The sequence below is a fragment of the Desulfothermus okinawensis JCM 13304 genome, assembly GCF_054654515.1.
Window position 1 is genome coordinate 39,517 of the sequence record NZ_BAAIEW010000012.1, and the last position, 21,586, is coordinate 61,102.

Genomic DNA, 21,586 nt, shown 5'->3' on the forward strand with positions numbered 1-21,586 from the left:
AAATTTGGATTTGGTGATTTTTAATGTGCCCATACCATAATATTCCCTGTAACTTCTGTATGCATATGCCTGATTCCAAAAGAACCAAAGCTTTTGCCTTCACCTATTGCTGATCCCACCCTTATGGCACCTATGCTGAAGTTGTTGATATCCATGGTTAGATCACTTATCTGCATCATAACCGCTTCAATTTTTTGACCTGAATTAAATGGATCATCCACTATTCCAAGATCAATTTTAATTGGGCTTGATGCATGGATCCTGGCATCCATATTCACGTCACAAAGACTTAAATATGCAGGACCACTTCCATTTATACCATCATCATCGCCATAATAGATGGTTTCAGCATTCATTTTAATACCAGCTTCGTTGAATGCGATCTGGATTCCAGCCTGACCGCTAATTGAATCCATATCCTCTTCGCTAATAGCAACCAATTTTGCCAGAGCAAAAGAGGGCACCAATAAAGCAATAATTAAGGTAAAAATTATATACTTAAATATATTTTTTCTCATAATCCACCTCCTGTCTACAGCGCAAACCTACAGGCAACCCGGCCACCCAGTACTTAAATTAATAAATACTGGGCCCGTTGGCTTTCCGTCCCAGGGTTACCCCTGGTTTGGCAAGCTCCTAATAGGAGGCAACCCGGCTATCCTGCTTACACAGGACCCGTGGCTTTCCGTCCCATGGTTGCCCATGGTTTGGCTGAAGTTTTTAGTTAAGGTCTGTAGGTTCGCTGTAGGCAACCCGGCCACCCAGTACTTAAATTAATAAATACTGGGCCCGTTGGCTTTCCGTCCCAGGGTTACCCCTGGTTTGGCCTACAGGAAGTGGGCAACCCGGCTACCCAACACTTTTAAACTAAGTGCTGGGCCCGTGGCTTTCCGTCCCTGGGTTACCCCAGGTTTGGCTTTATAAATCCCAAAACCCCAAAGGACACGGCCCTTGAAAATTGTCAAAGAACTTTTTATTTATTATGTATACAAAAATATCTTAAGTCAATATGTATTTAAATTGTTAATCCTTGTGGAGCAAGGATTTTTCAATAAATCCAAGACAAATAAAAACTGCCCTATTTAACTCAATTTCATCATTTTCCAACACAAACTCACAACTTTTGTCCTCTTCAAATGGCACATCAACCCCAATCACTTCTCCAAGTCCTGGGTATTGCATACCTGTTTTTTTTCTATCCAGGGCCTTTTCATACAACTGTGCCATAACATATCCATTTTCCCTTACAGATTCCCTTTTTATTGCTGTCTCCAACTTACACTTAATATACATCTCAAAAAATCTATCACCCATTTTCTGCCTTGCAAGACGCCTCATCTCAACCTTGTAAGCTGTGCCGTCCATAATAACCACTCTGCCCTGCGAAAATTCCCTGTATGCGTCTTCTACAAACAGCTCATAGGCCTTTTCCCTCTCTTGAGCGGTGTATTCGGGGCTTGGAAAATATTTTTTCCTAAGTTTATCCATTTCCAGATATACCACATCTATACCTTTATCCAAAAGACTTTCATACACCCTTTTACTAATTGAAGACTTTCCACATCCAGGTAGCCCAACAAACCAAAAACAGTATCCTCTACTTCCCATTTACTACCCCTGCATATATTTGTTTACATTGGCATAATCAAATTTGTCCTCTTTTAAAATATTCTCCATAAACCTAAAAAGTCCATCTCTCACTTGTTTGGGATGACCTGGATACCATTTTGGTGAAGCTATAACCAGGGCCCTGAAAACAAAGAATGGGCCAATCACCTCCAACATCTCTGTATCATTAGTGAGAGATAAATATTCTTCAAAAAATGTCATGTACATCTTCTCAAAAGGACCTGTTAATTCTGGTTTATCATAGAGACCATATAAAAGATAATTACATGCCATTGTGGAGACATCATCCGCTGCATCACCATATTCTCCTCTGCTCCTGTCCAGTACCCAAAAATCGCCACTGTCTGTCACAAGGACATTCCATGGATGGAAATCTCCGTGTACTACACATAAGCGATTACAATACTTTTTTAATTTCCACCTCCACTGAATAAGTTCTTTTTCAAGTGCAATGAACTTTTCTTCTGGATAATCATCATATGGATAGGGATAACCATCAATTATCCCAAAAATACACTCACAATCTCCTATTAAATTTCTTACCCTCCTGATATATAAATCGTCTTGCTCAAATTTTTGAGAATGTATTTTGGCTAGATACCTTGAAAGCTTTTTTACAAATTCCAGATCTTCATGCCTGAAGTCTCCCTTCTTTATCCTGTCCAAACTGAGATAATAATCCTCTCCATTCACTTTTTCACTCACAATGAAAAATTCTTTGACGTCCTTAACAGCAGTAAGCCCATGCCCAGACATATATCCTAATGCAACTGGAGGTACATGTTTATCTAATTTCCCACCAGTTTCATACTGGAACATAAGTATTCTGGCCCTATCCCAGTAATATTGGTGACCATACTCATCTCCTCTCATAGTGGAAATAACCACATCTTTTTCCTCTCCATCTTTAAACTCTATCTTCACAATAATGGGCTTTCCATAACCAAAATCCTTTAACACCTCGCCTTTTTGCTTACCAAACTCATCTAAGGAAATGGACTTTACCCTCCCTTTATAGATGTCATTAAAAAATTTATATAACTCGTTTGCACTGTACATATCTACCCCACTATATTGTTTAATTTTTTTCACCCTGTCTGTAAGTTCTATGAGTTTGTCCTTGGGTTTGTGGCCTAAAGGTCTGATCGCCTTTTCTCCTAACAGTCGTTCAAACAGCTTAACAAGGGAAGGGGAATCTCCCCAGCAGACCAGAAGTCGATCACAAGGAAGATTTCCCTTCTCCCTTAAACAGTATTTTATACTTAGCTCATGTCCCAATCTGGGACATCTTTTAACTATTTTATCTAAAATCCCTTCCATAAAAAAACCTAAGGTTTTGGCAGTTGTCTAAGCTCTTCCAGGGCCTTTTCAATATCGTCATCTGAAAGAGAATAATTTGAAAGTCGACCTGACAAATACGCTTCATAGGCTGCCATATCAACTAGACCATGTCCACTGTATGTAAACACAATTGTCTTTTCCTTGCCCTCATCTTTGGCCTTTTTGGCCTCTTCAATTACATAACAAATTGCATGGGTGGTCTCTGGTGCTGGGATAAATCCTTCACACCTTGCCCAGGTAATACCTGCCTTAAATGTATCCAATTGTGCCACAGACACAGGGGAAACCAAATTCTCTTTCACTAATTTGCTGACAATTGGTGCCATGCCATGATACCTAAGTCCACCTGCATGCACTGGAGGAGGCATAAAGGAGTGTCCAAGTGTGTGCATTGGAAGAAGTGGTGTGCTCTTTGCCACATCACCAAAGTCATACATATACCTGCCCCTGGTCATTGTTGGACAAGAGGCTGGCTCAACTGCATATATTTCTATCTTATCCCCGTTTATTTTATCCCTTGCAAATGGAAGTGCAAGGCCTGCAAAATTACTTCCTCCACCAGCGCAACCAATAATTACATCTGGCTTCTCTCCAATTAAATCCAATTGCTTCTTGGCTTCAAGTCCAATTACAGTCTGATGGAGCAAGACATGATTGAGTACACTTCCAAGGGCATACTTGGTTAATTTGTCTCCAACTGCCCTCTCAATGGCCTCACTAATAGCAATACCTAAACTGCCAGGAGAATCTGGGTCCTTTTCCAGGATTTCCCTGCCTACCTTTGTAAGATCGCTTGGACTGGGAATACAAGTAGCACCCCAGGTCTGCATCATTATTTTCCTATAGGGCTTTTGATCATAACTCACCCTTACCATAAAGACCTCACACTCAATCCCAAATTGAGCACATGCAAAGGAAAGGGCACTTCCCCATTGCCCTGCTCCAGTTTCAGTACATATCTTTTTGGTGTTTTCCAGTTTATTGTAATAAGCTTGAGGGATTGCGGTGTTTGGTTTATGACTCCCTGGAGGAGAGACTGACTCATCTTTAAAATAAATCTTTGCAGGGGTATCTAAAAATTTTTCAAGGTTTCTCGCCCTACGAAGGGGAGTTGGTCTCCATATAATGTATCGTTCTAAAACCTCTTGTGGAATCTTGATCTCCCGCTTATCACTTACCTCCTGCAAAATAAGGCCCATGGGAAATATTTCCTTTAAATCATCTGGTGAAACAGGAGATTTAGTCCCTGGATGAAGGGGAGGAGACATAGGTGTTGGGAGGTCAGGCAAAATATTATACCAATTAGTTGGCATATCTTGAGCGTTTAAGATTACCTTTACATCATTCATTTCAAACTCCAAAAAATTTTTTGCTCAGTTTATCATTTCCAATTGATACCTAAATCCAAAATTATATATGGCCAAACTGTACACGTAAAAATATAATATATAACTTAGATCAATTTAAACTTCAAAGAAAATCCACGCACAATTAACCCCTATTTAATTAAATAAACTGCGTTCCTTTTATTTTTCTTCCTCCCCAATAATCCCGTACAAAAAATAATCAACAATATATTCAATTATCTCTTTAATACTCAAGGACCCATCCTTTTTATACCAGAAATAAAGCCACTGGACTGTGGCAAAAAAGCAGAAGGTGAGAACTGTTATATTTGTCTTTTTTATCTTGCCCTGATCCATTATCCTCCTCAAGTAATTTTTAAACTGGGCCACATTGGACCTTTCATAATTTACTATTATTTCCCTTTTCTCTGGAGGAAGAGATTCAATTTCAAAAAACAAAACCTTGTTAAAATTTTTGTGTCTTAAATATCCAGTGGTATAGTCGTATAAAATATTTATAAGCTGGTCCCTAACATTGGCATACTGAGTTTCACTTCTAAAAATAGCCTGTCTCATGTCTTCATTTATTATCTCGCCTGCCTTTACACAAAGGGTAAATAAAATCTCTTCCTTGTTTTTAAAATGGTGGTATAGGGCTGCTTTGCTTATTCCCACCCTCTCAGCTATCTCTCTCATTGAAGAGCGTTCATAACCCTTTTCCACAAAGAGATCGTGGGCCTTTTCCAAAATTATCTGTGCTGTTTCGTGCATATTGGCAATATCTTTTTTTATCATACCCCCCCTACTCCATTTGTTTTTTAATTACTGCCCTGGGCTTACTACCCTCCTGTGGTCCTATAATTCCATCTCTTTCCATCATCTCTATAAACCTTGCGGCCTTATTAAAACCTATCCTCAAATATCGCTGCAACATGGATATGGAAATCCTATCTTGTTCCATCACAAACTTAACCGCATCCTGGTACAGTGGATCACTGAACCCATCATCTCCTCCATCCACCCTTTTACTCTGCTCCTTCTCTATCTTCCACTCTTTTAAATCCATATGTTCTTTTTTTGGATATTTATTTTCCCAAAATTTAATAATCCTATTTATCTCTCCATCACTTATATATGCCCCATGTATCCTCTGGATTCTACCTGCCGGTGGTTTAAAGAGCATGTCACCTTTTCCCAATAGGTTTTCTGCACCCATATTATCTAAAATGGTCCTTGAATCATGTTTTGAAGTGACCTGAAATGCCACCCTTGCTGGAAAATTTGCCTTAATTAGCCCTGTCACCACGTCTACAGATGGTCTTTGGGTTGCCAGAATCAAATGGATTCCAGCAGCCCTTGCAAGCTGGGCAAGTCTAATTATTTTTGTCTCTGCCTCCTTGCCTGCTGTTAACATAAGGTCTGCCATCTCATCAATTACAATAACAATATAGGGCATATGTTCTAAATCAGGGTATTCTTCCATTTCTCTTCTGATTATTTCATTGTAACCATATACATTCCTGGCTCCCACTTTTGCCATCTTATCGTACCTATTATCCATTTCACTCTCTGCCCACTCTAAAGCTGTCTTGGCGAGTTCCATGTCCACTACCACTGGATGGAGCAAATGGGGAAGGGATGAATAAGAGGACATTTCAATCCTCTTTGGGTCAATCAAGAGAAACTTCACCTCATCTGGAGAAAAACGCATGAGTAAACTAATTATTATGGAATTTAAACATACGCTTTTTCCTGCACCAGTGGCACCAGCAACAAGGAGATGGGGCATTTTAGCAAGGTCTTCTACCCTTGGTCTCCCAAGGATATCTTGGCCCAATACTATTGGCAGTACACCTTTATTTTTCTGAAAAACATCTGATTCAACTATTTCCCTGAAAAAAACTGTCTCCCTTTTTCTATTTGGAATCTCTATTCCAATATAGTCTTTTCCAGGGATTGGGGCCTCAATTCTAACGGCAACTGCTTTAAGGGCCAATGCAAGATCATTGTTCAACTGGGCTATCTTACTTATCTTTATCCCAGGAGCTGGACGAAATTCAAACACAGTTACTACAGGTCCAGGTTTTATATTAAGTAGCTCTCCATGTATTCCAAAGTCCTGCAAACAGGCAATTAACCTATTGGAGATCTCTTCAAAATACTTAGCATCGGCGTCCGCTTTTTGCTTTTTTACTGGATCAAGAAGTTCCAAAGAGGGATACTCCCTTTTATAATCTAGGGCTATTTTTCCCTGGGACTTAATATTTAATTTTAATTTTTCATCTTTTTTAACTTCCTTATCTGCTGAATTCTCAATGGGTATATTTTCCTTTTTTTCTTGAGAAGTTACTTTGTAATCTTTTTTTACTTTATATTTTGGGTCATTTCTAAATGCTGACGTTTTTGAGAACAAATTGACCAATGATGTAACTATTTTTTTTAGATACCCCAATATATATGTTGTACCATAGAAAATCTTTTCAAATATATCTCTCCATAAAAACCAAAATATGAGCTGGATACCTGTTACAATAAAAAAAATACATACAAGTAAAGTACCACCCAAGCTTAAATATCTATAACTCAAAGAATAAAGCCAATCACCAATATATCCCCCTCCGTGTATGTGTCCAATATAAATAGAACCTCCAAATTTTGATCCAAAAAACATCAAAAGAAACAACAAAATAAAGACAATGCCAACAACCCTGTACCATTTGACCATAAGAGACTTAAAAAAACCACAAAGACCAACCCACAAAAACAAAAAAGGAACACACCACGCCACATTGCCGAACAATTCCACTAAAAGCCCTCCCAAATAGGCACCCACTATTCCACCATAATTTTTTACCCTTGTTGCAGATGCTGCAACGTTAAAGGAAGGATCACTGGGGGAATAAGAAGATATGGACAGAAATAAAAAAAAGCAGATAAATAAAAGAGTCAGGGAGCAAATTTCCCTGACCAATTTGTTTCCATAACTACTTTTCTCCATAAGAAAGTACTATTCTCTGCCAAGATATTCAAAGGTCCGAGTATCTACCTTGACCTTATCTCCTGTATTTATAAAAAGAGGTACATTTACTGTAAGCCCACCTTCTAAAGTGGCTGGTTTTGTTGCACCGCTAACAGTATCTCCCTTAATCCCAGGCTCTGTTTCAATCACCTCCAGCACCACCGCTGCAGGCAAATTTACGTCTATTATCTGACCATTATATATGAGGACCTTATTTGTCTCTCCCTCTTTTAAAAAAAAGACCTTTTTATCCAAAGTAGATGCTGGCACATACATCTGCTCATATGTCTCAAGGTCCATAAATACAAGCTCATCACCTTCACGATATAAATACTGGACCTCTTTGGTGACCAGATCAGGCCTATCTATTTTTTCCCCAGACCTAAATGTATATTCTATCACAGATCCATTTAATAGATTCTTTAACTTTGTCCATATATGGGCCCCACCCCTGCCATATTTTGCATGTAGAAAATCTATTATCTCGTATGGTTCACCCTTAAACTCAATTTTTAATCCCTTACGAATATCAGATGTGGTGTACATGAATATCCTCCTTATTTTTTGTTCTCATCCTTTTTTGAAAGAAAATTAGACAGTTGTCAATGTTCCACATCTCATTCTAACCTTCTGTATTTCAATTGTCTAAATATTCCACCAGTGCAAGTATTGCCATTACATATGAAAAGATTCCAAAACCTGAAACAACACCTATGCATTTAGAAGAAAGCATACTTTGATGTCTGATTTTTTCTTTCCTTGACCACAAATTACTAATGTGTACCTCAACACAGGGAATACCAATCCATGAAATACAGTCTCTTATGGCAAGAGAAGTATGGGTGTAGGCCCCAGCATTTATAACAATCCCATTGACTTTATCTAACCACGCCCTCTCCAATCTATCTATTATTTCTCCTTCGTGATTGGATTGAAAAAGGTCCATGTCCACCCTCTCAATGATATCCTTTTTTAAATATTCACTCATTTCCAACACAATATCCTGCATCTTTTTCTTTCCATATATTTCAGGTTCTCTCTTGCCAATATATCTTAAATTTGGACCATTTATTATTAAAATTTTATACTTATCTGACATATATAATCTCCTGTAATAGATCTACTTCATTTCCTTTGGACCATTTTCCCTTTTTTCTAAAATTGGATGGACCTTTACAACTGGCAACTTGGATTCATTGGGTCTCTCTATTTTTTTTTCCACTACTGGCATTAAGTTTGTCTTTAACAAAAAAACCATATCCCCTATATTAATCCCCCTATCTGATGTTAAAATCTCCCCTTGAGACACCTTATCAATATTATTGTAAATCCTTCCCAGTCCAACCACCTGATAATAATCTCCTGCACTAAATTCATTTTTCTTGGCTATAACAAAATAAGTATCCTTTTCTGGGCTGAAATTAAATTCAATTGCAATATGTGAAGTTGCCAGCGAATAACCCCCTTCAATTCCTGTTATTATCCCTGATAGGCTCATAACAGGGTCAAGTTCTACTAAACATTTATACTTTGCTTCATAAATTCCTGTAACATCGTCATAAGAAGGATGACTATCTATATTAAAAACATTTAAACGAATATCCTTCTGATCCATCCCTTGTTTAGACTTACCAAACTTAAACATAATACTTTGATTTAACCATTTTCTTGCTACTTTGAGCACCCCTAGTTCCTGCGCTTTTAAAGCTAATTTTTTTGCCACTGAACTAACATTGGTCTTGTCTCCTCCTTCCATTGTAACATCCACATCAACTAATTCCTTAAATACCTTATATTGAGTATCCACAGGCTTTTTTTTGATCAATACTTTTGCACATCCCCCAACAACAAAGGCTCCTATTAACAAAAAATATAATATCTTCTTCATCTTACCCCCTTTAATATTGACCTTTGATATTTTTTTATTTACCAGATTCACTAATAACATCAGTTAGTTTAATCTAACACACATACCAATTGCAAGCATTAAAACCATGAAATTGGAACTTATACTAAAACATACCATATATGAAATATGCAAATTGCAACCTGTAGAATATCCCCAAATACCCATAGCTGGCCGTTCAAATGTGGGCAAATCCAGTTTTATTAACTGTTTATCAAGCCAAAAAAATCTCGCTAAAACCAGCTCAAAGCCAGGAAAAACAAGGTCAATAAACTTTTATTATATAAAGAGATTTAAAGGATATTTAGTGGATTTGCCAGGGTATGGGTATGCCAAGACATCCAAAAAAGAGAGACAAAAATGGGCAGAGCTTGTTGATACCTATTTCAACAAAAATTCCCATTACATTAAAGGAGTTATATTACTAATTGATAGCAGAATACCACCTCAAGAAGCTGATATCACTCTATTTAATTACATAAAGGATAGGAGTTTTAGTATAATCCCTATACTCACAAAAGAAGATAAGGCACAGATGTCTGCAAAGATAAGGCTCAAAAATTTCTGGCAGGACTTTTCAGGTCATAATATAGAACCAATTTTATTTTCTTCAAAGACATCAAAGGGCAAAGGACAGGTGATGAATATTTTGACAGAGGTATTTAAAAAGTAGAATGAATACAGATTTATTAAAATGCCATTTTTGTGGGGGCAGGGCCGAAATTGAGGGAAGGTGAGCAAATAGTAAAGTGGTCTGCAGGGACTGTGGATCTTATGCACATATATCAGAATACAGAGATGATATTGAAAGATTAAAAGAAAAGTGGATCTGTGAATTTTTGGAAGAAAATAAAAAAACTAACACTACTCATTCAAAAAATACCACTTGATTTACTTGTTCTCTGGTCTTTAAAACCTGCTCCACCTTAAGACGATGAGATTCTTCTATAGAAGATATTATTGACAGTATAAGGCCCTCATCATTTTTGAGGGCCTTATACTTTTTTATATAGCCTACAACATATACATATCCACAACCAAAAAATCCACAACAAGAATTGTCAGCAGCACCATATCCAAGGTAATAGAGTAACTTCTTACCATCTATATTTAATATTTTCTCTTCCACAAGCTCAAAAAATCCAGATATTGTATCAACTTTTTTAGGTAGATGAAAATGAACAAATCTCCTTTCCATTAGTTCTCATGCTTTCCAATAATTGATATTGCACAAATATTCATAAATGGAAAACCGCCTAGATTATGGGTTAAGCCAAATCTTGGATTTTCAAGTTGCCTATCCCCAGCCCTGCCCTGTAGTTGGAGATAAATTTCATATATCATCCTGAGGCCAGATGCACCAATTGGATGACCAAAGCACTTAAGTCCTCCATCTATCTGGCATGGTATTTTACCATCCCTGTCATAAAAACCATCCATTACGTCATATATTGCCCGTCCCCTCTCAGATATGTGTAAATCTTCATAGGTAACCAGCTCTGTTATGGAAAAACAGTCGTGAACCTCAATTAAAGATAGCTCTTCCCTGGGATTTTTTATACCTGCCTCTTTGTATGCCTCAATAGAACATTTTGATGTTGTAACAAAGTGGGAACCGTCCCATGATGTATAAGTCATTTCCTCTCCACTGGAGACTGCCACTTGAAGGGCCTTTACTGTTATAATATCCTTTTTACCTAGTTTTTTGGCAATCTCAGGGGTGGTCACAATTGCAGCAGCAGCCCCATCTGATACCCCGCAACAATCAAAAAGACCTAAAGGATAAGCAATTATAGGAGACGCCATTACCTGCTCTTCTGTTACAGCCCGTCTTAGGTGTGCCTTTTCATTGTAGGTCCCATTTAAGTGGCTTTTGGCAGAGATATGTGCCATTGCCCTTTTTATGTCCTTCATGGGGATCTTATACTTAGCACTATATGCTGATGCAAGTTGGGCAAAGGCGCCTGGTGCAGTTAAATTTGGCCACCATTGTGAAGCCAAAGAGCCAGGAGATAGCTGTGGAAGTCCTCCGTATCCTGTATCCTTTAATTTTTCCACTCCAAGGGCAAGGCATATATCATATGCCCCAGATGCAACTGCGTAACATGCCCCTCTAAATGCCTCAGTACCAGTTGCACAATAATTCTCAGTCCTGGTAACAGGTATCTTATCAAGCCTAAGGGTAGTGGATAAGGGCATAGCGGTCTTTCCCACACTCACCTCATCTATACAAGTCCCAAGCCATGCGGCCTGGATATCCTTTTTATCAATTTTAGCATCCTCAAGACACTCTAAAAACGCCTCTACTATTAACTCTTCAGCACCTACATCCCATCTTTCTCCAAACTTTGTACAGCCCATTCCTATTATGGCCACCTTGTCCCTTATACCATGTGCCATAACTATCCTCCTATTTTTTAAAAAAACATCTTCATAATGGCTTCGTTTGCATTATAATATTCTGAGACCTCTGAAATATCATTTATCTCATCAAAATATTCTTCAATATCTTCAACTGTTGGAACATTATCACCTTTATCAATCTTTACCCCTTTTCCAGTTAAAAATGCTGCCCTATTGTAATATCCAGCCGCACAATTAAATATATATCCACTTACCTCACACTCCTCGCTACACAGATATAATACCATAGGTGCAACATATTCAGGTTTCATTTTTTCAAAAAGATCTGGTGGTAAGATATCCTGGGTTAATCTTGATGCTGCAATGGGTGCTATTGTATTTACTTTAATGTTGTATTTCTCACCCTCTAACTTTAAGGTATGCATAAGTCCAACAAGTCCCATTTTTGCAGATGAATAATTGGTCTGTCCAAAATTCCCATAAAGACCAGCACCTGATGAGGTAAATATAATCCTTCCATAGCCTTGTTCCCTCATAACCTTGAATGCCGGCTGTGTTACATAATATGCTCCATTTAGATGCACATCTATAACAGGATGCCACATATCTTCTTCCATTTTAACAAAGGATTTATCCCGTAAGATTCCTGCATTATTAATTAAAATATCTATACGGCCATATTTTTCCAGTGCACATTTAATTATATTTTCCCCACCCTCTTTTGTTGCCACATTATCATAATTGGGATATGCCTCTCCCCCAAGGGCTTTGATCTCATCCACTACCTTTTGGGCTGGGGTCTTTGATGCACCTGTTCCATCTCTATCACCACCAAGATCATTTACAATGACTTTAGCACCCCTTTTTGCAAGCTCAATTGCATACACCCTTCCAAGTCCTCCACCTGCACCTGTTACAACTGCCACCTTTCCATGAAACCTTATCCTATTTTTGGCTTCCCTTGCCCCGGGTACTGGTCTTGCCTTCCAGAAATACTGTTTAAATCCCCTTTTCTCATCTACAAACCTGATCCTGAAAACCATTTCCATCTCAAGACCCACATCTAACTCTTCCAGGTCACAGTCTGTAAAATCAGCCAGCATTCTTCCCCCACCTTCAAACTGTATGAGGCCATATTTATGCGGAGGATCAATTGATGCAGCTAACATATCACCAGTATAGGTCATGATCCTGGCTATTTTATCTGCAAATTCATACTCTTCCTGGGAATTAATAGCTCCACATTCTGGATTCACACACACATCCTGCTTTGGAAATTGCACAGTTCCACATTTTTTGCATTTTCCTCCAATAAGCCCCAAGAGCATCTTATTATTTCTATACAGAACTGAAAGAGAGGTCTTTAAATCCTCCTCTCCCCTGAGTCCTAAATCAGGATTCAAATTTTTGCTAAAAACCAGAAACTTTGCGTAATTATCTATTGTCTTTTTGTTCTCCAGACTATGTTTAAATCCATATTCTGGCCTATATTTATCTATATTCTCTGTTACCTTTAGACAAAGTGCATCTACCCCATGTCCAAAGCCGCATACCACTATCACATCTCCAGGCCTTGCCTCTTCCAATACCTTTGTTAGCATGAGCAGGGGATGTGCACATCCAGTCTCTCCAACATTTTCATGCAGATTATCCTGAATCTGTTCTTTTTGTGCTCCAATTATCTTTGCAATCTTTCCATGATCCCTCTTAAATACACATGGATATACAAACTTAGATATGTCTTTTACAGATTGTCCTGTTTTTTCTAATAGTTTCAAAATGGCCTGGGGGATAAATTTAATATATCCTTCATCCCTTGCCCATCTTTCCTCCCAAAAATAATCAAACCTCTTGTTCTCACCCCTGAAATGTTCATTAAAATCAACAGAGATGGAATATGAATCAACAAATTCAGCAACAATATCTTCTCCATTGCCAACTAAAAAACTGGCAGCTCCATCCCCAAAATACATCTCATAAAATGAGCCAGGTTTTGCACGCCTTGAATCTGATGCAACCACCAATACAGTTGAACCATCTGCCCTGCTGAGATTATGTGCTGAAATTAAAGCACTTACACCTACCCTCTGGGAACCTGTTATGTCCTGGGTGAGGCATGATACATCTAGATTTAAAGCAGCCCTTATAATCCCTGAGTTTTGTCTGTCAGCAAAGGGCATAGTAGTTGATGCAAACAAAATAGAGTTTATCTCACCCTTATCTTTACCTGAAATTGCATAAGATGCCGCAGAAACACCCATAGTAATTGAGTCTTCATCCCAATTACACATGGACCTTTCACCTTGGGAAACCATCATAAGTGCCGGAGAAAACCACCCCATTGCCTGATATATTGCCTGGCGGGATAGCCTCAATTTTGGGATATATGTTCCAAAGGATTTAATGCCAATCATAGACCCTCCCTTAATTCCATTTTCAATTTAATTTAAAAAGTTTTTCAATTAATTGAGATTTCATGATGTCCCCTGAAATCTTTAATTTACCTGAAGTATATGCCTGCATGGCAGGAAGCTTTCCATTCATCATATCTAAGAAGTCCTTATCTTCCATCTCTAGGGTTGTAGTAGGTGATGTAACTGCACCTTTTTTAATATCCAGCTTTCCATCTTCCACATGTACAGACCACTCACCACCAGATTCACCAGATATCTTAAATAAAAATGTAACATCTAGGCCCTTGGCCTGCTCTTTATTAAATGCTGATTCCATGGAAGAAAATACATCTTCTGGTGAGTTAAACATAACTGACTCATCTTTTTTAGCCATATCTGGTTTTTTATTTAAAGAAGAGAGCAGATCAGTTAACTGTTCTGTGAGATTTTTATAAACTTTGGGATCTTTTAGATTAGAGACATAACTTAAGTTCTCTCTTATTTTTTCCGGAGCTGGAACTTCTCCATTATCTGATAGCATAATTCCAGGACCAGTTCCAATAACAACACGATTATAAGTCCCAAGACCTGCATTATATATCCTGCCTGATACATCACATCTATCGCTGACCAGATATAAAACCAGTGGGACCACATATTCTGGCCTCGCCTTATCCAGTAGTTCTTCTGGAAAGATATCCTTAGTCAGCCTTGATGCAGCAAGGGGTGCCACTGTATTTACTTTGATATTATATTTTTCCCCTTCTTCTTTGAGGGTATTCATAAAACCAACAAGGGCCAATTTGGCTGCTGAATAATTTGCCTGTCCAAAATTTCCATAAAGACCTGCTGCTGAAGTGGTAAAAATAATCCTACCATACCCCTGCTCTTTCATCTTTAAAAAGGCAGGTCTTGTAACATGGTAGGCACCGTGGAGATGAACATCCATTACCCCATGCCACATTTGATAATCCATTTTAGCAAAGGACTTGTCCCGTAATATTCCCGCATTGTTAATTAAAATATCTATCCGTCCAAATTTTTCTATTGCTAATTTTACAATATTTTCTCCACCTTGTTTTGTGGCCACATTGTCATAACTGGGATATGCCTCTCCACCAAAGGACATTATTTCATCAACTACCTTTTGCGCCGGGGTCTTTGATTCTCCTGTTCCGTCCCTTGCACCTCCCAAGTCATTCACAATTACCTTAGCCCCTCTTTTTGCAAGCTCAATTGCATAGGCACGGCCCAAGCCTCCACCAGCACCTGTTACAACTGCTACCTTTCCTGTAAAATCTATTTTATCCTGTGCGAGTTCCCCAAATTCAAATTCTCCCATGTCAAGGACAATGTCCCCGGTTTTTGCATTTATAACCCTGTATATTGCTTTATCATCACCTACCTTCCATATAAGTGTCTTAATTGGGGTTCCAGGATATAGAGGCCTTGAAAACCTACATGATATCCTCCTCACCCTCTCAGGCTTGCCAGGGACTAAAGATCTAATCAAGGCCCTGCATGCAAATCCAAGGGTACATAAACCGTGCATAATTGGCTCTTCAAATCCAACCTTTCTGGCAAATTCAGGATCAACATGAAGGGCAAAGAGGTCCCCAGATAAACGATAGATAAGAGGCTGGTCAGGAGATGGACAATCCTCTACAACAAAATCTGGATCTGTATCTGGATAATCAACTGTCTTTTTGGGGGGCCTATCACCACCAAAATTCCCATCCAATCTCCCAATTATGTTAATAGTACTGGTAAAAAGCTTCTTGCCTCTCCCATCCTTGGTCACAGTTTCACCTACAATTACTGCACCTTTGTCTCCAAGGTCATAGTAATTTTTTATCTCACCAGTTGTAACAAATTTACCTTCAATTGGGATTGGCCTGTGAAAGACTATTTCCTGCTCCCCGTGCAATATCCCTGCTAAATTAACATTGGACTTTGCCCCCAATTCAAACAAAAAATCAATAATCGAAGCAATGGAAAAGGTGGGAATAACCTTTAAATCCTTTTCATAAACATACTCAAGTTCATCAAATCCAGCCCCAACACCAAGTGCATACAATACAACATCTCTCCAGGTATACTCTTTTTCAATGGGGCCTATCTTCTCTCCTAGAGCACCTAAATTTAACGCCATAATCTACCCCCTGGTTATTTATTTTACCATTTTAACTGAGCGCCAATTTAGTACATAGTTAAATTGGCCTCATATATAAAGTCCAATTAAAAACCTAAAAATTTAGCTGCAATTTTTTTCATTATTTCATTTGTTCCCGCAAATATAGACATGACCCTAACATCTCTAAATGACCTATCAATGGGACATGATTCAATGGCTCCTATTTCCCCATAAATATCCAGGCACTTATCTGCAACTTTATTGACCAAGTCAGTAATGAGGAATTTTGCCATTGAAGTCTCAGCAATGACCTGTTTTTTATCCATATGGTCTATTATTAAACTCTCTAAAAAGGTCCTTGCCATCTTTATCTCTGCTGATAGCTCAACCAATGAAAATTGTACAGCCTGGTATTTTATATATGGTCTTCCATTAAAAGTATTATTTTTTGCAAATTGAATTGTGGTATTTAAAATAAATTCCGATGCAGCCAGTGCACCTATTGCGCATATTAGTCTTTCTTGCTGTAGTTTTTCCATTAACATGAAAAAACCCTGGTTTTTTTTACCAAGTAAATTACCTTTTGGAATCCTGCAATTAACAAAAAATAATTCTGCTGTGTCCTGGCTATACATCCCCATTTTGTCCAATTTCAATCCTTTTTTAAATCCTTTAGTTCCATCTTCAACAATGTATAAAGAAAGCGCTTTATATGGATCTTCTATATCTGGATCTCTTGCAGCTACTATAACCAGGTCACAGTTTATTCCATTTGAAATAAATGTCTTTGATCCATTTAATATAATATGGTCACCTTCTTCTACTGCAATAGTTTTAATAGAAGTTAAATCACTGCCAGCATCTGGTTCAGTCATTGCTACTGCAGTTATAATATCTCCAGATACACATCCAGGTAGGTATTTTTGTTTTTGCTCCTCTGTCCCATATGTATCTATATATGGGACAACCACATCACTGTGCAGGCTTGCAAATAATCCAGAATGGTTTGTATATGCAACCTCCTCAGCAAGGATTACAGAATAGAGAAAGTCTCCACCTCGTCCCCCATATTTTTTGTCCACAGTTGGGCACAAAAAACCTGCCCTGCCCATCTTTTTCCACGCATCTTTTGGAACCAGCCTATTTTTTTCCCAACTATCTATATGTGGAATCACTTCTGTTTTTAGGAAATCTCTAAGTTCCTCTCTAAATTTATGGTGTTTTTCCGTGTATGGTAAGATCTGCATACAATTTACCTCAATTTACCCCTTTAAAAATTAATTCTTTGAGCTTATATTTGTCTCCTCCATATAATTCAAGACATTTGGCATCCCTATAAAACCTCTCAACATGGTATTCCCTCATATAACCATAACCACCAAGGAGTTGAATTGCCTGATCTGAAACCTCTTTAGCTGCACATGCACTAACATATTTTGCACATAATGCCTGGGTAAACAATTTATTCATCTTTCTCACTTTTAGTCTGTTTTTCTCATTGGATAAATCAAGGGCCACCTCATAAGTCAAAGACCTTGCACCTGAGAGTTTTGCATACATCTCACTTATTTTCTTTCTCACTACTGGAAATTCCACCAACTTTCTGTTAAACTGTTTCCTTAATTTCACGTGATTAAGGGCCTTTTCTATACTTCCCTCTGAAATCCCAACGCCCAATGATGCCATTAATATGAGTTCACTAATTAGAAATCTTTTTAAATCCTGCAAACTAAAAAAACCCTTTCCAAGATAGCTCTTTTCATCCACAAAAACTCCATTTAGTCTCACTGTATATCTGGGGATCATGCTCCATCCAAGTCCCTTTGATTCATGGAATATCTCAATCCTATCATTTATTGGAATCAAAAACACACATAGACCACTTTTGCCATCAACAAATTCCCTATTCAAATGGAATATAAAAAGGGAAGGATACATTGTGGCAATTCCAAATGTGGAATCAACAGAGGATAAGGTCATGGCAACAACTGCAGTCTCAAAATAGTTAAACCCTCCACCACCGAGGTCTTCATTTATGTGCATCCCTAAAAAACCCAGCTTTGCAGCCTCCCTATAAATATCCATTGGAAAGACCTGATTTTTGTCATAGGTAAGCGCCTGCTCTTCATTGAACATCCCTTTTGCAAATTCCCGAGCTGCCATAATTATCTGTCTTTGATGTTTCTCGAAAATAGCCATAAAAAATATCCTCCAATTACCCCTCAAACTTATATAATCTCATCAAATTCTTCCTTCAAAAATCCAAGTCCCATTAATATCTCTTCTGTGTCTTTTCCAAAACTGGTTGGAGGGCTCTTTACCTTTCCAGGGGTCTTTGAAAACTTAATTGGCATACCTATGGATTTTTCCTGGGTGCCATCTTCCTGGGCAATGGACATAACCATTTCCCTTGCCTTAAAAAGAGGAATTTTGATTGCTTCTTCATAGGTTAAAACCTCTGACCAGCAGCAATCAACGTGCTTTAACTCTTGTTTCCACTCATCCAGGGTCTTTTCCCTGAATCTTTCTCTAAAAAAATTAATTATCTCATCTCTTCTATTATCATCATATTGAAGGGGAATGTATTCTTCGCACTTAAAATGTTCACATATTTTTTTCCAAAACCTATTTTCAACAGCACCCAAAGCAATAGCACGTCTATCTTTAGTCTCATAGGTATTATAACATGCATATCTATGGGAGAGAAAGGTGTTTGAACGTTGTGGGTAAACTCCCATTTGCTTCATAAAAAAGAAAATTAAATGGGTTAGGGAAAATACACTGTCTGTTAAGGAGATATCTATATATTGACCTTCCCCGCTTTTTTCCCTTGAATATAGGGCCATAACAATCCCTATTACCCCGTAGAGGGCACCAACTATGTCTGCTATTTGTATGCCCGGTATTGAAGGGGGATGTCCTGGAATTCCTATTAAATCCAGAATACCTGCATAACTCAAATAATTAACATCATGACCAGCCTTCATCTTAAATGGACCACTTTGTCCATACCCACTCAAGGAACAATAGATTAGCCGAGGATTAATCTTTAATAAATCTTCATATCCAACGCCCAACCTGGCAGCAACCCCTGGTCTAAATCCTTCAACAACCACATCTGCACCTTTAACCAGCCTGTAAAATGCTTCTTTGCCCCTTGGCTTTTTCAGGTCAATGGTAATGTGCTTCTTGTTTCTATATAAATCTCTGATAAATAAATTGTCTCCAGCAAACCGTTTGTCTTCTACACAAATCACCTCCGCCCCATTGTCTGCAAGAATCATGGTACAAAAAGGGCCTGGATATAACCTGGACAGATCAATTACCCTTACCCCTTCCAGACAACCAATATTCCATGACCTCCCATTGCTCATGAATATCCCCCTTTGTTAACTGAGCGCACGTTTAGTTAATTGCTATATTATAATATTTTTTATGTCAAGAGGTTAGAAAAACATTTTCTAAAGATAAAATTTTTATTATGTTCCCTTAAAGGATTTGACTTAAAGGTTAAACGACGTTAACACCGTTAAAAAAACTTTTACCATGGGAATTGGCTGGGTACAAAACCATTAAGTATAAACTTAAGGGGTTGGTCATGAAATTTTTAAATTTTTTTATTAAGTTTATTGATGGGCTAAATGAAGTGGTTGGCTATGTAGTTTCGTGGCTCACTTCGCTTATGGTCCTTGTGGTTTGTTACGATGTATTCACAAGGTATCTCTTAAAGGCCAGTATGGTGGCAGTTCAGGAACTTGAATGGCATTTGTTTGCAATAGTTTTTCTAATTGGTGCAGCATATACCCTAAAGCATGACAGACATGTTCGAGTAGATGTCCTGTACATGAAATTTTCTAAAAAGACCCAGGCCTGGATAGATTTAATAGGCATACTAATATTTTTGATCCCTTTTTCCATCCTTGTTATCTGGACTTCAAAAAACTTTGTAGTGTGTTCTTATCTAACCCATGAGACATCTCCTGATCCAGGGGGGCTTCCCTGTAGGTACCTTTTAAAATCCTGTATCCCCATTGGATTTTCCCTTGTTCTTTTGCAGGGCATAGCAATCTTCTTTAAAAAACTACTTTTTGTAATGAACAAAGAAAAAGGAGAATAAAGGATGTATGAATCATTAGCCCTTATTATGTTCATAACCCTATTTATTGTTCTCCTCTCAGGATTTCCTGTTGCCTTTGTACTTGGAGGGGTTTCCCTGATCTTTGGTTATTTCACCTTTGGTCTGAATTTTTTCAACCTGCTCCCTTTGAGAATATGGGGGGTTATGACAAACTATATCTTAATTGCAGTCCCTCTGTTTATATATATGGGCTCTATGCTTGAAAAATCAGGAATTGCAGAAGAACTCCTTGAGACAATGGGACTGCTATTTGGCAGGATGAGGGGCGGACTTGCCATATCAGTGGTAGTTGTAGGGGCACTACTTGCTGCTGCCACAGGAATAGTTGGAGCATCAGTTGTAACCATGGGACTTTTGAGTCTTCCCACAATGTTAAAAAGGGGATATTCCAAGACAGTTGCAACTGGAACCATTGCAGCATCTGGAACCCTTGGCCAGATAATCCCTCCCAGTATTGTACTGATCCTCCTTGGTAGCATTTTAAATATATCAATTGGAGATATGTTTATTGCAGCCACATTACCTGGACTCTTACTGGTTATTTTATATATTTTGTGGATAATTGGAATTAGCATAGTAAAACCAGAACTTGTGCCAGCAATGCCACCAGAAGAACTTGACAAGTATAGGGGAAAAAAACTTTTTATAAGGGTATTAAAAGCACTTATACCTCCACTCTTTCTAATAATTGCAGTGCTTGGATCAATATTTGCGGGCATTGCCTCTCCAACCGAGGCTGCAGCAGTAGGAGCATTTGGTGCAACCCTGCTCACTATCCTTAGAAAAAAATTTCATTATAAAACAATTAAAGCTGTAATGCAGGAGACTACCTTTTTAACATGCATGGTCTTTATAATCCTTGTTGGAGCAACTTCATTTGGACTTGTATTCAGGGGACTTGGAGGAGATGTCTATTTAAAAGATATTATAATCTCCTCTAACCTTGGAATGCATGGATTTTTATTTCTGGTAATGACACTTATATTTATAACTGGCTTTTTTATTGATTTTATTGAAATATGTTTTATTATTGTGCCAGTTGTAGCACCTATTTTTAGACATCTTGGGGTGGATATGTTGTGGTTTGGAATCCTGGTTGCAATGAACTTGCAAACATCGTTCTTAACCCCTCCATTTGGATTTTCGCTATTTTATTTAAAGGGAGTTGCACCTAAAGAAGTGACCACTGCACATATATATAAAGGCATAATTCCTTTTATAATAATACAGTTAATTGCACTTACGTTAATTATATTCTATCCTCCATTTGTCACATGGTTACCCAAAATTATAACATACTGATTTAGTAAAATAGT

General features: G+C 38.0%; 19 protein-coding genes and 3 riboswitches. Of the genes, 3 read left to right on the forward strand and 16 right to left on the reverse strand.

The window, feature by feature from the left end; translation table 11 throughout:
• Positions 1–20: 20 nt before the first annotated feature.
• From ACYQ0O_RS06145 to ACYQ0O_RS06185, 9 genes are all read right to left on the reverse strand, one after another.
• The gene (locus ACYQ0O_RS06145; RefSeq protein WP_459891558.1) at positions 21–518 is read right to left on the reverse strand and encodes a DUF6160 family protein; all 498 of its coding nucleotides are present in this window, start codon (positions 516–518) and stop codon (positions 21–23) included.
• Positions 519–547: 29 nt separating this feature from the next.
• A riboswitch (cyclic di-GMP riboswitch) is annotated at positions 548–640 on the reverse strand.
• Positions 641–642: 2 nt separating this feature from the next.
• A riboswitch (cyclic di-GMP riboswitch) is annotated at positions 643–722 on the reverse strand.
• Between the two features lie 114 nt (positions 723–836).
• Positions 837–927: riboswitch (cyclic di-GMP riboswitch) on the reverse strand.
• A 96-nt stretch (positions 928–1,023) separates the two neighbouring features.
• The gene (locus tag ACYQ0O_RS06150) at positions 1,024–1,608 is read right to left on the reverse strand and encodes an adenylyl-sulfate kinase (RefSeq protein ID WP_459891559.1); all 585 of its coding nucleotides are present in this window, start codon (positions 1,606–1,608) and stop codon (positions 1,024–1,026) included.
• Between the two features lie 3 nt (positions 1,609–1,611).
• Positions 1,612–2,949 (reverse strand): phosphotransferase family protein, encoded by a 1,338-nt coding sequence (locus ACYQ0O_RS06155; protein WP_459891560.1) that lies wholly within the window; start codon positions 2,947–2,949, stop codon positions 1,612–1,614.
• An 8-nt stretch (positions 2,950–2,957) separates the two neighbouring features.
• Complete coding sequence (locus ACYQ0O_RS06160) at positions 2,958–4,319, reverse strand: TrpB-like pyridoxal phosphate-dependent enzyme (RefSeq protein ID WP_075067977.1); 1,362 nt, start codon at positions 4,317–4,319, stop codon at positions 2,958–2,960.
• 177 nt (positions 4,320–4,496) lie between these two features.
• Positions 4,497–5,111 carry a TetR/AcrR family transcriptional regulator gene (locus ACYQ0O_RS06165; RefSeq protein ID WP_459891561.1) on the reverse strand — a complete coding sequence of 205 codons (615 nt, stop codon included), beginning with the start codon at positions 5,109–5,111 and terminating at the stop codon, positions 4,497–4,499.
• Between the two features lie 7 nt (positions 5,112–5,118).
• On the reverse strand, positions 5,119–7,314 hold the full coding sequence (locus tag ACYQ0O_RS06170) for a DNA translocase FtsK (RefSeq protein ID WP_459891562.1): 2,196 nt from the start codon (positions 7,312–7,314) through the stop codon (positions 5,119–5,121).
• A gap of 9 nt (positions 7,315–7,323) precedes the next feature.
• Positions 7,324–7,881 (reverse strand): elongation factor P, encoded by a 558-nt coding sequence (gene efp / locus ACYQ0O_RS06175; protein ID WP_459891563.1) that lies wholly within the window; start codon positions 7,879–7,881, stop codon positions 7,324–7,326.
• A gap of 91 nt (positions 7,882–7,972) precedes the next feature.
• Entirely contained in the window at positions 7,973–8,434 is a 462-nt protein-coding gene (locus tag ACYQ0O_RS06180; protein ID WP_459891564.1) for a type II 3-dehydroquinate dehydratase, read from the reverse strand.
• A 21-nt stretch (positions 8,435–8,455) separates the two neighbouring features.
• On the reverse strand, positions 8,456–9,223 hold the full coding sequence (locus ACYQ0O_RS06185; RefSeq protein ID WP_459891565.1) for a hypothetical protein: 768 nt from the start codon (positions 9,221–9,223) through the stop codon (positions 8,456–8,458).
• 106 nt (positions 9,224–9,329) lie between these two features.
• Here ACYQ0O_RS06185 and yihA point away from each other — a divergent pair, with 106 nt between their 5' ends.
• Positions 9,330–9,914, forward strand: coding sequence for a ribosome biogenesis GTP-binding protein YihA/YsxC (gene yihA, locus ACYQ0O_RS06190; protein ID WP_459891566.1), 585 nt, complete (start codon positions 9,330–9,332; stop codon positions 9,912–9,914).
• 195 nt (positions 9,915–10,109) lie between these two features.
• On the opposite strand, the gene ACYQ0O_RS06195 is transcribed toward yihA, so the two are convergent.
• The 7 genes from ACYQ0O_RS06195 to ACYQ0O_RS06225 form a co-directional block, all read right to left on the reverse strand.
• Complete coding sequence (locus tag ACYQ0O_RS06195; RefSeq protein ID WP_459891567.1) at positions 10,110–10,439, reverse strand: hypothetical protein; 330 nt, start codon at positions 10,437–10,439, stop codon at positions 10,110–10,112.
• A complete protein-coding gene (locus ACYQ0O_RS06200) occupies positions 10,439–11,641 on the reverse strand; it encodes an acetyl-CoA acetyltransferase (protein WP_459891568.1) in 1,203 nt (400 codons plus the stop codon). Before ACYQ0O_RS06200 ends, ACYQ0O_RS06195 begins: the two co-directional genes overlap by 1 nt.
• Before the next feature lie 17 nt (positions 11,642–11,658).
• Positions 11,659–14,019, reverse strand: coding sequence for an SDR family NAD(P)-dependent oxidoreductase (locus ACYQ0O_RS06205; RefSeq protein ID WP_459891569.1), 2,361 nt, complete (start codon positions 14,017–14,019; stop codon positions 11,659–11,661).
• Between the two features lie 22 nt (positions 14,020–14,041).
• The gene (locus ACYQ0O_RS06210; RefSeq protein WP_459891570.1) at positions 14,042–16,150 is read right to left on the reverse strand and encodes an SDR family oxidoreductase; all 2,109 of its coding nucleotides are present in this window, start codon (positions 16,148–16,150) and stop codon (positions 14,042–14,044) included.
• Between the two features lie 86 nt (positions 16,151–16,236).
• Positions 16,237–17,379, reverse strand: coding sequence for an acyl-CoA dehydrogenase family protein (locus ACYQ0O_RS06215; protein WP_459891571.1), 1,143 nt, complete (start codon positions 17,377–17,379; stop codon positions 16,237–16,239).
• A 10-nt stretch (positions 17,380–17,389) separates the two neighbouring features.
• Positions 17,390–18,331 carry an acyl-CoA dehydrogenase family protein gene (locus ACYQ0O_RS06220; protein ID WP_459891572.1) on the reverse strand — a complete coding sequence of 314 codons (942 nt, stop codon included), beginning with the start codon at positions 18,329–18,331 and terminating at the stop codon, positions 17,390–17,392.
• A 29-nt stretch (positions 18,332–18,360) separates the two neighbouring features.
• Complete coding sequence (locus ACYQ0O_RS06225) at positions 18,361–19,506, reverse strand: CaiB/BaiF CoA transferase family protein (RefSeq protein WP_459891574.1); 1,146 nt, start codon at positions 19,504–19,506, stop codon at positions 18,361–18,363.
• A 224-nt stretch (positions 19,507–19,730) separates the two neighbouring features.
• Here ACYQ0O_RS06225 and ACYQ0O_RS06230 point away from each other — a divergent pair, with 224 nt between their 5' ends.
• Together ACYQ0O_RS06230 and ACYQ0O_RS06235 are read left to right on the forward strand one after the other, a co-directional pair.
• Positions 19,731–20,249, forward strand: a complete 519-nt coding sequence (locus tag ACYQ0O_RS06230; RefSeq protein ID WP_459891575.1) for a TRAP transporter small permease subunit — start codon at positions 19,731–19,733, stop codon at positions 20,247–20,249.
• 3 nt (positions 20,250–20,252) lie between these two features.
• On the forward strand, positions 20,253–21,572 hold the full coding sequence (locus ACYQ0O_RS06235; protein WP_459891576.1) for a TRAP transporter large permease: 1,320 nt from the start codon (positions 20,253–20,255) through the stop codon (positions 21,570–21,572).
• Positions 21,573–21,586 lie beyond the last annotated feature (14 nt).

What these genes read in the sequence shown, in the direction of transcription:
- ACYQ0O_RS06145 (WP_459891558.1), bottom strand. Translation starts at nt 518, where the DNA reads ATGAGAAAAAATATATTTAAGTATATAATTTTTACCTTAATTATTGCT.
- ACYQ0O_RS06170 (WP_459891562.1), bottom strand. Translation starts at nt 7,314, where the DNA reads ATGGAGAAAAGTAGTTATGGAAACAAATTGGTCAGGGAAATTTGCTCC.
- ACYQ0O_RS06225 (WP_459891574.1), bottom strand. Translation starts at nt 19,506, where the DNA reads ATGAGCAATGGGAGGTCATGGAATATTGGTTGTCTGGAAGGGGTAAGG.
- yihA (WP_459891566.1), top strand. Translation starts at nt 9,330, where the DNA reads ATGAAATTGGAACTTATACTAAAACATACCATATATGAAATATGCAAA.
- ACYQ0O_RS06195 (WP_459891567.1), bottom strand. Translation starts at nt 10,439, where the DNA reads ATGGAAAGGAGATTTGTTCATTTTCATCTACCTAAAAAAGTTGATACA.
- ACYQ0O_RS06210 (WP_459891570.1), bottom strand. Translation starts at nt 16,150, where the DNA reads ATGGCGTTAAATTTAGGTGCTCTAGGAGAGAAGATAGGCCCCATTGAA.
- ACYQ0O_RS06220 (WP_459891572.1), bottom strand. Translation starts at nt 18,331, where the DNA reads ATGGCTATTTTCGAGAAACATCAAAGACAGATAATTATGGCAGCTCGG.
- ACYQ0O_RS06230 (WP_459891575.1), top strand. Translation starts at nt 19,731, where the DNA reads ATGAAATTTTTAAATTTTTTTATTAAGTTTATTGATGGGCTAAATGAA.
- ACYQ0O_RS06185 (WP_459891565.1), bottom strand. Translation starts at nt 9,223, where the DNA reads ATGAAGAAGATATTATATTTTTTGTTAATAGGAGCCTTTGTTGTTGGG.
- ACYQ0O_RS06205 (WP_459891569.1), bottom strand. Translation starts at nt 14,019, where the DNA reads ATGATTGGCATTAAATCCTTTGGAACATATATCCCAAAATTGAGGCTA.
- ACYQ0O_RS06155 (WP_459891560.1), bottom strand. Translation starts at nt 2,949, where the DNA reads ATGGAAGGGATTTTAGATAAAATAGTTAAAAGATGTCCCAGATTGGGA.
- ACYQ0O_RS06160 (WP_075067977.1), bottom strand. Translation starts at nt 4,319, where the DNA reads ATGAATGATGTAAAGGTAATCTTAAACGCTCAAGATATGCCAACTAAT.
- efp (WP_459891563.1), bottom strand. Translation starts at nt 7,881, where the DNA reads ATGTACACCACATCTGATATTCGTAAGGGATTAAAAATTGAGTTTAAG.
- ACYQ0O_RS06215 (WP_459891571.1), bottom strand. Translation starts at nt 17,379, where the DNA reads ATGCAGATCTTACCATACACGGAAAAACACCATAAATTTAGAGAGGAA.
- ACYQ0O_RS06150 (WP_459891559.1), bottom strand. Translation starts at nt 1,608, where the DNA reads ATGGGAAGTAGAGGATACTGTTTTTGGTTTGTTGGGCTACCTGGATGT.
- ACYQ0O_RS06180 (WP_459891564.1), bottom strand. Translation starts at nt 8,434, where the DNA reads ATGTCAGATAAGTATAAAATTTTAATAATAAATGGTCCAAATTTAAGA.
- ACYQ0O_RS06165 (WP_459891561.1), bottom strand. Translation starts at nt 5,111, where the DNA reads ATGATAAAAAAAGATATTGCCAATATGCACGAAACAGCACAGATAATT.
- ACYQ0O_RS06235 (WP_459891576.1), top strand. Translation starts at nt 20,253, where the DNA reads ATGTATGAATCATTAGCCCTTATTATGTTCATAACCCTATTTATTGTT.
- ACYQ0O_RS06200 (WP_459891568.1), bottom strand. Translation starts at nt 11,641, where the DNA reads ATGGCACATGGTATAAGGGACAAGGTGGCCATAATAGGAATGGGCTGT.